The sequence below is a fragment of the Rouxiella sp. S1S-2 genome (genome assembly GCF_009208105.1).
Classification (GTDB): Bacteria; Pseudomonadota; Gammaproteobacteria; order Enterobacterales; family Enterobacteriaceae; genus Rouxiella.
The window spans coordinates 753,048-765,149 of sequence record NZ_WFKL01000001.1; the positions used below are offsets into that span (position 1 = coordinate 753,048).

Below are 12,102 nucleotides of genomic sequence, written 5' to 3' on the forward strand. Positions count from 1 at the left end.
GTTAATTGTAGAGCGTACAGCATAAGCATGTATAAATTTTTGCTGTTATTTCTATGAGTTAAGACTAATAAAAGGAATGCCATGAAAAAGGAATGGTTTGCAGCGAAAGATCTCGTTGGAATTAATGGACTCCCGACTTCAACACAGGGAATTCATGGAATGGCAAGAAGACAGGGATGGGAAAAAAGACGCCGCATGGGTGTGCAGGGCAGGGCCGTTGAATATCATATCGACAGTCTGCCGAATATGACGAAACCAGCGTTAATTATTCAGGAAAAATCAGCAGAATATTTGTGCGCTTCCTATCACGACCCTTTACTCATATGGATTGAGAGTTATAAGCAACTTAGTGAAGCCGAGCGCGAACAGATCGTATCTTTTATTGTCCGTGAAGGTATGACGGCGATGATCAAACGTATCTCATTCAGTGATGAAAAATCTCATTAAGTCAGGCCGCCCAAAAAAAGGGCAGCCTGATGGTACGGCCGATTTAGAAATCGCGCTTCACGGCTAAGTGAGCGAGGCCTTCCAGGGCCTGCCGGTAGGGTGATTCAGGCAACACTTGCAGTGCGGAAATCGCCTTGTCAGCCTCTTCTTCAGCGCGTTGGCGCGTATAATCTAGCGAACCCCATTGATGCATAGCCGCAAGCACGGGTTCCAGCAAGTGTCTGCCGTTGCCCTGCTCGATAGCCTCGCGGATCATGGTGGATTGCTGTGCATCACCGTGCTTCATGGCATGCAGCAGCGGCAGCGTAGGTTTGCCCTCATTGAGGTCATCGCCAGTATTTTTGCCTAACGTGTCGCCATCGGCGTCGTAATCGAGCAAATCGTCAATCAGCTGGAAGGCAGTGCCCAGATAGCGGCCGTAGTCCTGCAGTGCGGTTATCTGCGCATCACTGCCCCCGGCAAGCATGGCGGATGCCTGTGCAGCAGCTTCAAAAAGACGCGCCGTTTTGCTGTAGATAACCTGCATATAGCTATCTTCAGTAATGTCCGGATCGTTGCAGTTCATCAATTGCAGCACTTCACCTTCGGCAATCACGTTCACTGCTTTGGCCATTAACGCCAGCACAGGGAGCGATTCCAGGTCAGTCATCATCTGGAAAGCGCGGGTGTAGATGAAATCGCCAACCAGCACGCTGGCTGCGTTTCCAAATGCAGCATTGGCGGTTGCTTTGCCACGACGCATATTAGACTCGTCCACGACATCATCATGCAACAGCGTTGCAGTGTGAATAAACTCTATCAGCGCGGCAACGGTCACATGCTTGTCGCCGCCGTAGTTAAGCGCGCGTGCAGCAAGAACGGCAATCATCGGGCGAATTCGTTTACCACCACCGCTAATGATGTAATAGCCTAGTTGATTGATGAGCGTAACATCTGAGTTCAACTGTTCGAGAATTGCCGCATTAACTGCAGCCATATCCTGTTCGGTGAGGTCGGTAATCTGTTCTAGGTTCATTGTGATTTTTCGGCTGTATTTCTCTTCACCGCAATGAGAACGGGCTCACATTGGCACATGATGCAAACTGTAGCAGAGATTGTACTTGAAAAATGAGTGAGATAAACGAGTTCCAGTGAACTGCGCTTTTTTTCTTCTTTTCTAGTGATTGTGCTCTTGTCTTATGCTGATTTTTTGCGTAGAATTCGCGCCCTATTGTGAATATTTATAGCGCCCTCTGGACTATACAAAGTTGAGTGCGCGGAAAGCGGAGTTTTATATGTACGCGGTTTTCCAAAGTGGTGGTAAACAACACCGAGTAAGCGAAGGTCAAACTGTTCGCTTGGAAAAGCTGGACATCGCAACTGGTGAAACAATTGAGTTTGACCAAGTTCTGATGATCGCTAACGGTGAAGAAATCAACATCGGCTTGCCTTTAATTGCTGGCGGTGTGATCAAAGCAGAAGTTGTTGCTCACGGTCGTGGCGAGAAAATTAAGATCGTTAAGTTTCGTCGTCGTAAGCACTACCGTAAGCAGCAGGGCCACCGTCAGTGGTTCACTGATGTTAAAATCACCGGCATTAGCGCTTAAGATTAGGAGAGCGGAACTATGGCACACAAGAAGGCTGGCGGCTCCACCCGCAACGGTCGCGATTCAGAAGCTAAACGTCTGGGCGTAAAACGCTTTGGCGGCGAATCAGTTCTGGCAGGCAGCATCATCGTTCGCCAGCGCGGCACCAAATTCCACGCTGGTATCAACGTGGGTTGCGGTCGTGACCACACTCTGTTTGCTTTGACTGACGGTAAAGTCAAGTTCGAAGTTAAAGGCAAGGACAACCGTAAATTCATCAGCATCGAAGCTGCTTAATTTACCGTTCTCGTCTAGATAGATTGATGTAAGCCCCGCAATTAGTTGCGGGGCTTTTTACATTCTGTTGGCCAACACCGGCAAGAAAATGGACGTCAGGAAAACTGACTTCAACGCAGATTCTCATTTTGCTGTACACTTTATGTGCTATCGCACTGCTTCCTTTGGCGAAGCCTGAGACATTTTTTTACGCTGGCAAGTAGCCTGTCTTCTGTCCTGCGGAGGTTGACCTTAACCGGTTGATTTACTGCTTTGATGGGCATTGCAGTGGCAATGTTGTCTGCAATCGACCTGTGAATGCAACCAGGAACAGAACAAGACCTGATGGCTAATTCAAGCATCCGGGTGAATGATTTACGGAGACAGTTCAAATGAAGTTTGTAGATGAAGCGACGATCCTGGTCGTAGCGGGCGATGGCGGTAATGGTTGCGTTAGCTTCCGCCGCGAAAAATATATTCCACACGGCGGTCCTGACGGCGGTGACGGCGGAGACGGCGGCGACGTATTTCTGATCGCTGACGAAAACCTGAACACCCTGATCGATTACCGCTTTGTAAAATCTTTCCGTGCCGAGCGCGGCGAGAACGGACAGAGCAGAGACTGTACCGGCAAACGCGGCAAAGATATCACCATTAAAATCCCCGTCGGTACTCGCGTACTGGATCAGGGAACGGGTGAGGTCCTGGGCGACATGACACGTCATGGCCAGGTACAGCTGGTCGCTAAAGGTGGATGGCACGGATTGGGTAACACCCGATTTAAATCGTCCGTTAACCGTTCTCCGCGCCAGAAAACCATGGGTACCAAAGGTGAACTGCGCGACCTTTCCCTGGAACTGATGCTGCTTGCCGACGTAGGGATGTTGGGTCTGCCAAACGCAGGCAAATCTACCTTCATTCGTGCTGTTTCTGCCGCAAAACCAAAAGTTGCCGATTATCCATTTACCACCCTGGTTCCAAGCCTGGGCGTGGTGCGTATGGACAGCGAGCAAAGCTTTGTGGTGGCCGATATTCCAGGTCTGATTGAAGGCGCTTCCGACGGCGCGGGTCTGGGTATCCGCTTCCTCAAACATCTTGAGCGCTGCCGCGTATTGCTGCACCTTGTTGATATTGCGCCAATCGATGAATCAGATCCGGTTGAAAATGCCAAAATCATCATCAACGAGCTGAAGCAGTACAATGAGAATCTGGCATCCAAACCACGTTGGTTAGTCTTCAATAAGATTGACGTTATCGGGCAGGAAGAAGCCGAGCGTCGTGCAAAAGAGATTGCTGAAGGCATGGGCTGGGAAGGCGATTACTTCCTGATTTCTGCCGCTAACCGTGACGGTGTTAATGCGCTGTGCTGGGAAGTGATGAAGTTCATCAACGCCAATCCTAAGCACATGTCCGTTGAAGCAGCCGTGCCAGAGAAAGTTGAGTTCATGTGGGACGATTATCACCGTGAACAGCTGGCAGAAGTTGAAGAAGAAGACGACGATTGGGACGACTGGGATGATGAAGACGACGAGGGCGTTGAAATCATTTACGAGCGTTAATCACCTCGTAATACAGAACATTATTGTTATGAAAGGTCGCATTTGTGCGACCTTTTTTATACGTCGTAGTCGAGATGTGCAGAGGTGCTGTTTTGAGTAAAAGCTTGTTCCGGTAGCCAGCATTGCGCACTTAACCCGCTGCTTTCAAGACGATTTTTAAGCTCAAGCCTTCCGCCGTGAAGATTAAGAATACGCAGGACAATATTCAGTCCTAACCCACTGCCGCCAAAACGCTGATCTGCTCGTCTAAAGGCCTGAGTCAGCTCTCCTGCCGTCTTCTCGTCAATCCCTGGTCCGCAGTCATCTATCTGTAATAAAACGCCCTGATTGCTTTGGGTGAGCGATATTGTTATGTCACTGTGGTGCGGACTGTAGCGATAAGCATTTTCAACCACGTTTCGAAGCATCAGGCGCAGCAGAACCGCATCGCCCTCCACCGGTGGTACCCCGTCGTGTTTGACTATCAACTGCTGCTGATGGCCTGCCAGCATTTCGCTGAGTTCCTCATGCAATGGCCGCACGACATCGTTGAGCAAATCTACTTTCTGATATTGGCCCTGAGCAAAATTCTGCCCAGCGCGAGAAAGCATTAAAAGCTGTTCTACGGTGTGCATCAACAGGTCGATACGGCCTATCAGCATGCTGCTGCCGTCAACGCCATTCTTCTCCATTAACTCAAGATGAAGGCGCAGTCCAGCCAGCGGCGTACGCAGCTCGTGCGCGGCGTCGGCAGTGAACAATCTCTCTTGAGCAATGGTTTTCGACAGTCGGGTAAAAAGTTGGTTAAGTGCGTTGGTTACCGATACCACTTCCTGAATTTCGCTATTCAACGGTAACGGAGAAAGATTGTCGGCAGAGCGTGTTTCAAGGCGGCGCTGCAGCTGTTTAAGGGGTCTGATTATCCAGCTTATTGCCCAGAAACTTAACAGCAGCGTCACCGCCAGCATGGTTAACGACGGAGCAATCAGCGAGGCAATGGCTTCGGCAATCTCTTTTTCGACGTGGGCGTTGCGCACTTTGGCAGACAGCGTGTCATTGACCAGCAAATTAATCTGCTCCTGGCTTTCATGCCACAGCCAAAAAACGCTAATGAGTTGGGTGACAAATAAAATCAGAGCCAGCATCACCAATAGGCGGCGGCGCATGCTGGTCATTTTGGCATGTCCAGTCGATAACCGATGCCGCGCACGGTATGAATTAAGTCTTTACCCAGCTTGCGACGCAGGTTGTGCATATGAACTTCGAGAGTGTTTGAACCAAGATCGTCCTGCCAGGAGTAAAGATCCTGCTGCAGCAGCTCGCGATTCACCGTTTGTCCGGCACGCATGATTAGCCGAGACAGAATGGCGAACTCTTTGGGCGTAATCTCAACCAGTTGTTCTTGATGATAAACTTGTTGAGAAGAGAGGTTGAGTGTCAGTGTCCCGACGGTGAGCAGATTATCGCTATGGCCCTGATAGCGGCGTATCAGTGCCCTGACGCGCGCCAGCAGTTCAACCAGGGCAAAAGGCTTAATCAGGTAATCGTCTGCACCGGCGTCGAGCCCGTCAACTCTGTCTTCGAGGGCGTCGCGCGCGGTCAAAATCAGCACTGGCAGCGAGATATTTTGACGCCGCCATTGGCGCAGCAGGGTCGCGCCATCAGTGTCCGGGAGGCCGAGGTCGAGAATTATCAGACTGTATTGACTGCTTTGCAGCAGCGCGTTGGCCTCTGCTGCCGTGGACGCGCTGTCACTGGCGTAGTTTTCGCCGTGTAACGCCAATGTTAACCCCTGACGCAGAAGATCATCATCCTCAACAATCAATAATTTCATAATAAACTCAGATCCTCAGCCATTGACTCTTTAGTTATTTTGGTAAATATCTCGATACAGACGGCTCTCGAAACGAACTAAAGGTGCGCGACGTGTACGTTGATCTTCAGGCGGAACCGCATAGCCCGACAGATATTGCACAAACGCCAGGCGCTGCCCGCTGGCGGTAGTAATAAAGCCTGCCAGGTTGTAAACGCCGGCCAGTGAACCGGTTTTTGCCGACACTTTGCCGTCTACTCCGGCTTCATGTAGCCCTCCGCGGTACTGCAGAGTTCCATCGTGACCGGCCAGCGGCAGCATCGAGATGAAATCAAGATCCTTGTCGTGCTCGGCGATAAATTGCAGCGCCTGCATCATGGTTTTAGGCGAGACCAAGTCATGGCGCGACAGGCCTGACCCATCAACCTGAATGGTATTGCCCAAATCAATCCCGGCTTTCTGACGTAAAATTTGACGCACGGCGTCGGAACCGGCACGCCAAGTGCCCGGAACGCCATAAAGCTGATGGCCTAGGGTGCGAAACACCGTGTCGGCAATCATGTTGTCTGACTTTTTCAGCATGGTGTGCAGCAGCTCGTGCAGTGGCGCAGACTGGGTTTGAGCCAGTATGGTTCCCGCTGGCGTAACGCGCGTTTGACGCTTTAATCGGCCATCAATTTGAATATCAGCCTGTTTAAGCTCGTCTTTAAGGATTTCACCGGCATAGGCCGCGCCGTCCTGAATGGCAAATGCCAGAGGCAGGGGCTCACTGCGTTGGGTTAAACAGCCGGTTAACGTAAAGCGGTTAAACTCACCGGGGACCACGTCAAGCTCACAGTACTGGGCATCGGGCGAGCCTTTAGCCAGCGTACGAACTTCACTGAACATTTGTACCGGGTAGTAAGACGCCACGCGAATAAACGCGTTCTCGTCCGGTTTAGCGGCGCTGTAAAGCGAAACCGAGAAGCAGTTGCGGTCAACAATGGCAGCGGCAGGCGGTGCGCTGAAGCACTGTGTGATATCGTTCCACGGCCAGCCGGGGGCTTTGTCATGGCTGGCAAAGACTGAGGTATCAATGACCACGTCACCGCTTATTTCTTTGACGCCCTGTTTTTTCAACACGGCGACCATATTGCGAATATTCTGACGCTTAAACGTGGGATCGCCATCAAAACGAGCGACTAAATCACCACGAAGTACGCCACCGCTAATGCTGCCTTTAGTCTCAAAGGTGGTATTAAAGCGGAAATCTGGCCCCAGTTGCAGCAGGGCGGCCAACGCAGTAAATATCTTCATGGTACTGGCAGGCAGGGCCATTTGGTCGCCGTGGTAGTCGAGTACCGGCGTGGTTGCCCCAATCTTCTTTACCAATACCGACAGGTTAGTGCCTTCTGGCAGGTACTGGGTATAGTTTTCTACCTGTACGGCGTTTGCATTAAAAGCAATCGCGCAGGCTAATCCACTGACAATTCGTAAAAAACGCATTATTTTGAGTATAGGCTCTGGATAACTGCAGGATGACGTGGTGCCATACTACGATGCAACGAACGGGGGTGCAACGTGGGTGAAAGTAAACAATGATCCCAAAGGAACTCTAGGCTAAAATACCACTCAAAATGAAAAACCAATCCTGGCTTGGAGTTTACTCCGGGTGAGGTTTTTTTTGTTTGTCGCCAGAGCGAGTTGGCCCTAAAGGCTTGATTTCTACCTGATAAATTCAGGACGGTGTTTTACCGAAAGGACAAAGTTAGAGGTAGTGAAAATATGAAACCGATTCCGATGACATTGCGTGGCGCTGAAAGATTACGTGAAGAACTCGACCACCTTAAAGGCGTTCGTCGACCTAAAATAATTGCCGATATTGCCACCGCGCGTGAGCATGGCGATTTGAAAGAGAACGCCGAATATCACGCTGCACGTGAGCAGCAGGGGTTCTGTGAAGGCCGTATTCAAGAAATTGAAGCCAAGCTGTCAAATGCACAAGTCATTGATATCATGAAAATGCCTGCCACCGGGCGTGTCATCTTTGGGGCAACAGTGTCTCTGATGAATCTTGATACTGACGAGGAGCAGACCTACCGCATCGTAGGCGATGATGAAGCTGACTTTAAGCAGAACCTGATTTCTGTGAATTCGCCGATAGCGCGAGGCCTGATTGGCAAAGAGCAAGACGACGTGGTGGTGATTAAAACGCCGGGCGGCGATGTCGAGTTCGAAGTATTGAAAGTAGAATATATTTAATTTATTCGTCAGGCGGTGGTTTTTGTGAGGGCTGCCGCTCTTTTTAGCGTTGATTTTGACGGTAAAATGAAAAAGGCCCGAGAGGGCCTTTTGTAAAACCACGTATAGATAGCAACTTTTCGTTAAATCCAAAGCGCTTTTCGTTAAACTCTTAAAAGTTAACGCGGTAAGATAATTTTGCGGTCTTCGGTAGAAGGACGATACAGTACCAGCATATTGCCGATGACTTGTACATTGTTCGCCTTGGTTTCCCGCACAATTGCGTCTACGATCAACGTCTTGGTCTCACGCTCTTCGGCGGCAATTTTCACCTTGATGAGCTCATGATGTTGCAGCGCCTGTTCGATTTCGGCAAGCACGCCTTCGGTGAGGCCGTTATTACCTAGCATGACGACCGGTTTTAACGGATGTGCCAAGCCTTTCAGGAACTGTTTTTGTTTATTGTTAAGATTCATCGTCTTTTTTTACTTAAGTTGGGATTGAAAACGGGGCATTCTACCGCCATCTCATCTATATCACCAACTCGGTATGCAACCGAGTGATGTGCCAAGACGACTTAGCCATAGACTAAACGACGCTAAGAGCTTGTTGTTAAGGCTCTACTCAGGGTAGTTTGAAAACTATATGGTTACTAAATAATGTCTAATAAAAAGCGTTCTGCAAGTTCCAGTCGCTGGTTGCAGGAACACTTTAGCGATAAATATGTGATAGCAGCACAGAAAAAAGGGCTGCGTTCCCGTGCCTGGTTTAAACTTGATGAAATACAGCAAGGCGACAAGCTGTTTAAACCGGGTATGACCGTGGTTGACTTAGGTGCAGCTCCGGGGGGATGGTCACAGTACGTCGTAACGCAGATTGGCAACAAAGGGCGAATTATCGCTTTGGATCTTTTACCGATGGATCCAATCGTGGGAGTCGATTTCCTTCAAGGCGATTTTCGTGATGAACTGGTTCTCAAAGCCCTGCTCGAGAGAGTAGGAGAAAGCAAGGTTCAGGTGGTCATGTCCGATATGGCCCCGAATATGAGTGGTACTCCGGCAGTCGATATACCAAAATCGATGTATCTGGTTGAGTTAGCGCTGGATATGTGTCGTGATGTACTCGCACCAGGCGGAAGTTTCCTGGTGAAGGTGTTCCAGGGAGATGGTTTTGATGAATACCTACGGGAAATTCGCTCCCTGTTTACGAAGGTTAAGATTCGTAAGCCAGACGCTTCCCGAGCTCGTTCCCGAGAAGTGTACATCGTAGCGACAGGGCGAAAACTGTAGTTCCCTAACGCTGTTTGTTAACACAGTTGTAATATGAGGTTAATCCCTTGAGTGACATGGCGAAGAACCTGATTCTCTGGTTAGTCATCGCGGTTGTATTGATGTCTGTATTTCAGAGCTTTGGGCCCAGCGAGTCTAATGGCCGTAGGGTAGATTATTCTACCTTCATGTCCGAATTGACCCAAGACCAGATTCGTGAAGCGCGTATCAATGGACGTGAGATTAACGTTACCAAGAAAGACAGTAACAAATACACGACCTATATCCCTGTCAACGATCCAAAATTACTGGATACCCTGTTGACGAAGAATGTGAAAGTTGTTGGTGAGCCGCCTGAAGAGCCGAGCCTGCTGGCATCTATCTTTATTTCCTGGTTCCCGATGCTGTTGCTGATAGGGGTCTGGATCTTCTTTATGCGGCAAATGCAGGGCGGCGGTGGCAAGGGCGCGATGTCCTTTGGCAAAAGCAAAGCCCGTATGCTGACGGAAGATCAAATCAAGACCACTTTTGCCGACGTTGCAGGCTGTGACGAAGCCAAGGAAGAGGTGAGCGAGCTGGTAGATTACCTGCGCGAACCAAGCCGTTTCCAGAAACTGGGCGGTAAAATTCCTAAAGGCGTGCTGATGGTGGGCCCGCCGGGTACCGGTAAAACCCTGCTGGCAAAAGCCATTGCCGGTGAAGCAAAGGTGCCATTCTTTACTATTTCAGGTTCCGACTTCGTTGAAATGTTCGTGGGTGTGGGTGCATCTCGTGTGCGTGACATGTTCGAACAGGCCAAGAAAGCGGCACCGTGCATCATCTTTATCGATGAAATCGATGCTGTGGGTCGCCAACGCGGCGCCGGTTTGGGCGGTGGTCACGATGAACGTGAACAGACCCTGAACCAGATGCTGGTTGAGATGGACGGTTTCGAAGGTAATGAAGGTATTATTGTTATCGCCGCAACTAACCGCCCAGACGTGCTTGACCCGGCGCTGTTGCGTCCAGGCCGCTTTGACCGTCAGGTAGTGGTTGGCTTGCCGGACGTGCGCGGACGTGAGCAGATCCTTAAAGTTCACATGCGTCGTGTTCCCCTGTCTCCGGATATTGATGCCGCGGTAATTGCGCGCGGTACTCCAGGATTCTCGGGTGCTGACCTGGCTAACTTGGTCAACGAAGCGGCTCTGTTCTCTGCACGTGGCAACAAGCGTGTCGTGTCGATGGTTGAGTTTGAAAAAGCCAAAGATAAAATCATGATGGGTGCAGAACGTCGCTCCATGGTGATGACAGAAGCGCAAAAAGAATCGACTGCCTACCACGAAGCGGGCCACGCAATTATTGGCTGGTTACTGAAAGACAAGGGTCACGACCCGGTTCATAAAGTAACGATTATCCCTCGTGGTCGCGCACTGGGTGTGACGTTCTTCCTGCCGGAAGGCGATGCAATCAGTGCCAGCCGTGAAAAACTTGAAAGTCAGATTTCCACGCTTTACGGCGGTCGTCTGGCAGAAGAGATTATTTACGGTGCGGGTAAAGTTTCTACCGGTGCATCTAACGACATTAAAGTGGCTACCTCGATTGCCCGTAACATGGTCACTCAGTGGGGCTTCTCCGAGAAACTGGGTCCACTTCTGTATGCAGAAGAAGAGGGCGAAGTATTCTTGGGTCGTTCTGTGGCGAAAGCCAAGCACATGTCTGATGAAACGGCACGTATTATCGACCAGGAAGTGAAGTTGTTAATCGAAGTCAACTATAAGCGCGCTCGTGAAATTCTGGATGCCAACATGGATATCCTGCATAACATGACAAAAGCGCTGATGACGTACGAAACCATCGATGCTCCACAGATCGACGATCTGATGTTGCGTAAAGATGTGGTTCGTCCGCCAGCCGGTTGGGATGCTGCAAGCAGCACCGGTTCAGATGACAACAATGGTACGCCTAAAGCGCCAACGCCTGTCGATGAGCCACGTACGCCTAATCCAGGTAATACGATGTGCGAGCAGTTCAGCGGCAAGTAAGTTGCTGATTGCAGGCTTTGCTTCAACAGTCTGTAGTGACTAAAATAAAACCCCGGCCTCGACCGGGGTTTTTTACATATTGAGCCCATAAGAAGCATTACAGGAACACAACCATGCAGCTCACCGCGAACGGCAGCACCCTCAATCTCACCTTTCCTCAGGTTATGGGAATACTCAACGTCACTCCCGACTCGTTTTCCGACGGCGGTCGCCATAACAATCTTGATTTGGCGATAAAGCACGCCCATGAAATGATCGATGCGGGAGCCACTATCTTGGACATTGGCGGTGAGTCTACGCGACCCGGTGCGGCCGAAGTCAGTGATGATGAAGAGCTTTCACGGGTTGTGCCGGTGGTTGAGGCGCTTGCTCGCCGTTTTGACGTGTGGCTGTCGGTCGATACCTCTAAGGCCTCAGTCATTCGCGAATCTGCCGCGGCTGGCGTGCATTTGATTAACGATATTCGCTCGCTTCAGGAACCCGGTGCGATGCAGGCGGCGGCGGCGACGGGGCTTCCAGTTTGCCTGATGCATATGCAGGGTGACCCAAAAACAATGCAGCAGTCGCCGCATTACGACGATTTGATCGCTGAAGTTGATGGCTATTTTGTGCAACATATTGCCCAGTGCCTTGAGGCGGGAATAGCGAAAGATAAATTGTTGCTCGACCCTGGGTTCGGTTTCGGTAAGAATTTACACCACAACTATGAATTGCTGGCCAGACTGGCCGAATTCCACCATTTTGGGTTACCGCTACTCGTCGGCATGTCGAGAAAATCGATGATTGGCCAGCTGTTGCACGTTTCCCCTGAACAAAGAGTGGCAGGAAGCATTGCCTGCGCGGTGATTGCCGCCATGCAGGGTGCGCAGATTGTCAGAGTCCATGATGTCAAAGAAACGGTGCAAGCCATGCGTATCGTCGAAGCAACACTTTCAGCTAAGAAGGGATGAAAAA

13 protein-coding genes and 1 pseudogene are annotated in these 12,102 nt (G+C 50.3%); 9 read left to right on the top strand and 5 right to left on the bottom strand.

All coding sequences use genetic code 11. The features are described from left to right. Positions 1–81 precede the first annotated feature (81 nt). On the top strand, positions 82–447 hold the full coding sequence (locus tag GA565_RS03540; RefSeq protein ID WP_152197370.1) for a DNA-binding protein: 366 nt from the start codon (positions 82–84) through the stop codon (positions 445–447). A 43-nt stretch (positions 448–490) separates the two neighbouring features. On the opposite strand, the gene ispB is transcribed toward GA565_RS03540, so the two are convergent. Continuing rightward, positions 491–1,462: an octaprenyl diphosphate synthase gene (gene ispB, locus GA565_RS03545; protein WP_152197371.1), complete on the bottom strand. Its 972-nt coding sequence runs from the start codon at positions 1,460–1,462 to the stop codon at positions 491–493. Positions 1,463–1,721: 259 nt separating this feature from the next. On the opposite strand from ispB, the gene rplU reads away from it, so the two are divergent. The 4 genes and pseudogenes from rplU to cgtA all read left to right on the top strand — a co-directional run bounded on the left by rplU (position 1,722) and on the right by cgtA (position 3,847). Next, positions 1,722–2,033, top strand: a complete 312-nt coding sequence (gene rplU / locus GA565_RS03550) for a 50S ribosomal protein L21 (protein ID WP_009636772.1) — start codon at positions 1,722–1,724, stop codon at positions 2,031–2,033. 18 nt (positions 2,034–2,051) lie between these two features. After that, positions 2,052–2,309, top strand: coding sequence for a 50S ribosomal protein L27 (gene rpmA / locus GA565_RS03555; protein WP_055782444.1), 258 nt, complete (start codon positions 2,052–2,054; stop codon positions 2,307–2,309). Between the two features lie 110 nt (positions 2,310–2,419). Then, positions 2,420–2,532: pseudogene (locus tag GA565_RS24925) on the top strand (EamA family transporter); the annotation flags it as partial. A gap of 148 nt (positions 2,533–2,680) precedes the next feature. After that, positions 2,681–3,847 (top strand): Obg family GTPase CgtA, encoded by a 1,167-nt coding sequence (gene cgtA / locus GA565_RS03560; protein WP_084983209.1) that lies wholly within the window; start codon positions 2,681–2,683, stop codon positions 3,845–3,847. Between the two features lie 56 nt (positions 3,848–3,903). Here the strand turns inward: cgtA and pmrB are convergent, their stop codons facing one another. Genes pmrB through dacB form a run of 3 tightly spaced genes read right to left on the bottom strand, consistent with a single transcriptional unit; the run spans position 3,904 to position 7,124 of the window. Next, positions 3,904–5,001, bottom strand: coding sequence for a two-component system sensor histidine kinase PmrB (pmrB, locus tag GA565_RS03565; RefSeq protein ID WP_152197372.1), 1,098 nt, complete (start codon positions 4,999–5,001; stop codon positions 3,904–3,906). After that, positions 4,998–5,660: a two-component system response regulator PmrA gene (gene pmrA, locus GA565_RS03570; protein WP_152197373.1), complete on the bottom strand. Its 663-nt coding sequence runs from the start codon at positions 5,658–5,660 to the stop codon at positions 4,998–5,000. The genes pmrB and pmrA overlap by 4 nt, the downstream gene beginning before the upstream one ends. A gap of 30 nt (positions 5,661–5,690) precedes the next feature. Further along, complete coding sequence (gene dacB, locus GA565_RS03575; protein WP_152197374.1) at positions 5,691–7,124, bottom strand: serine-type D-Ala-D-Ala carboxypeptidase; 1,434 nt, start codon at positions 7,122–7,124, stop codon at positions 5,691–5,693. Between the two features lie 279 nt (positions 7,125–7,403). On the opposite strand from dacB, the gene greA reads away from it, so the two are divergent. Then, complete coding sequence (greA, locus tag GA565_RS03580; RefSeq protein ID WP_055782459.1) at positions 7,404–7,880, top strand: transcription elongation factor GreA; 477 nt, start codon at positions 7,404–7,406, stop codon at positions 7,878–7,880. A 158-nt stretch (positions 7,881–8,038) separates the two neighbouring features. Here greA and yhbY read toward each other — a convergent pair whose 3' ends face one another. After that, positions 8,039–8,335: a ribosome assembly RNA-binding protein YhbY gene (yhbY, locus tag GA565_RS03585; protein WP_045049011.1), complete on the bottom strand. Its 297-nt coding sequence runs from the start codon at positions 8,333–8,335 to the stop codon at positions 8,039–8,041. A 183-nt stretch (positions 8,336–8,518) separates the two neighbouring features. On the opposite strand from yhbY, the gene rlmE reads away from it, so the two are divergent. The 3 genes from rlmE to folP all read left to right on the top strand — a co-directional run bounded on the left by rlmE (position 8,519) and on the right by folP (position 12,098). Next, complete coding sequence (gene rlmE / locus GA565_RS03590; protein WP_055782465.1) at positions 8,519–9,148, top strand: 23S rRNA (uridine(2552)-2'-O)-methyltransferase RlmE; 630 nt, start codon at positions 8,519–8,521, stop codon at positions 9,146–9,148. A 56-nt stretch (positions 9,149–9,204) separates the two neighbouring features. Next, positions 9,205–11,148, top strand: coding sequence for an ATP-dependent zinc metalloprotease FtsH (ftsH, locus tag GA565_RS03595; RefSeq protein WP_152197375.1), 1,944 nt, complete (start codon positions 9,205–9,207; stop codon positions 11,146–11,148). A 113-nt stretch (positions 11,149–11,261) separates the two neighbouring features. Then, entirely contained in the window at positions 11,262–12,098 is an 837-nt protein-coding gene (gene folP, locus GA565_RS03600) for a dihydropteroate synthase (RefSeq protein ID WP_055782471.1), read from the top strand. Positions 12,099–12,102 lie beyond the last annotated feature (4 nt).

Bases quoted from the DNA above. Each gene is read 5' to 3' on its own strand.
- GA565_RS03540 (WP_152197370.1), top strand. From the start codon at position 82: ATGAAAAAGGAATGGTTTGCAGCGAAAGATCTCGTTGGAATTAATGGA.
- ispB (WP_152197371.1), bottom strand. From the start codon at position 1,462: ATGAACCTAGAACAGATTACCGACCTCACCGAACAGGATATGGCTGCA.
- rplU (WP_009636772.1), top strand. From the start codon at position 1,722: ATGTACGCGGTTTTCCAAAGTGGTGGTAAACAACACCGAGTAAGCGAA.
- rpmA (WP_055782444.1), top strand. From the start codon at position 2,052: ATGGCACACAAGAAGGCTGGCGGCTCCACCCGCAACGGTCGCGATTCA.
- cgtA (WP_084983209.1), top strand. From the start codon at position 2,681: ATGAAGTTTGTAGATGAAGCGACGATCCTGGTCGTAGCGGGCGATGGC.
- pmrB (WP_152197372.1), bottom strand. From the start codon at position 5,001: ATGACCAGCATGCGCCGCCGCCTATTGGTGATGCTGGCTCTGATTTTA.
- pmrA (WP_152197373.1), bottom strand. From the start codon at position 5,660: ATGAAATTATTGATTGTTGAGGATGATGATCTTCTGCGTCAGGGGTTA.
- dacB (WP_152197374.1), bottom strand. From the start codon at position 7,124: ATGCGTTTTTTACGAATTGTCAGTGGATTAGCCTGCGCGATTGCTTTT.
- greA (WP_055782459.1), top strand. From the start codon at position 7,404: ATGAAACCGATTCCGATGACATTGCGTGGCGCTGAAAGATTACGTGAA.
- yhbY (WP_045049011.1), bottom strand. From the start codon at position 8,335: ATGAATCTTAACAATAAACAAAAACAGTTCCTGAAAGGCTTGGCACAT.
- rlmE (WP_055782465.1), top strand. From the start codon at position 8,519: ATGTCTAATAAAAAGCGTTCTGCAAGTTCCAGTCGCTGGTTGCAGGAA.
- ftsH (WP_152197375.1), top strand. From the start codon at position 9,205: ATGGCGAAGAACCTGATTCTCTGGTTAGTCATCGCGGTTGTATTGATG.
- folP (WP_055782471.1), top strand. From the start codon at position 11,262: ATGCAGCTCACCGCGAACGGCAGCACCCTCAATCTCACCTTTCCTCAG.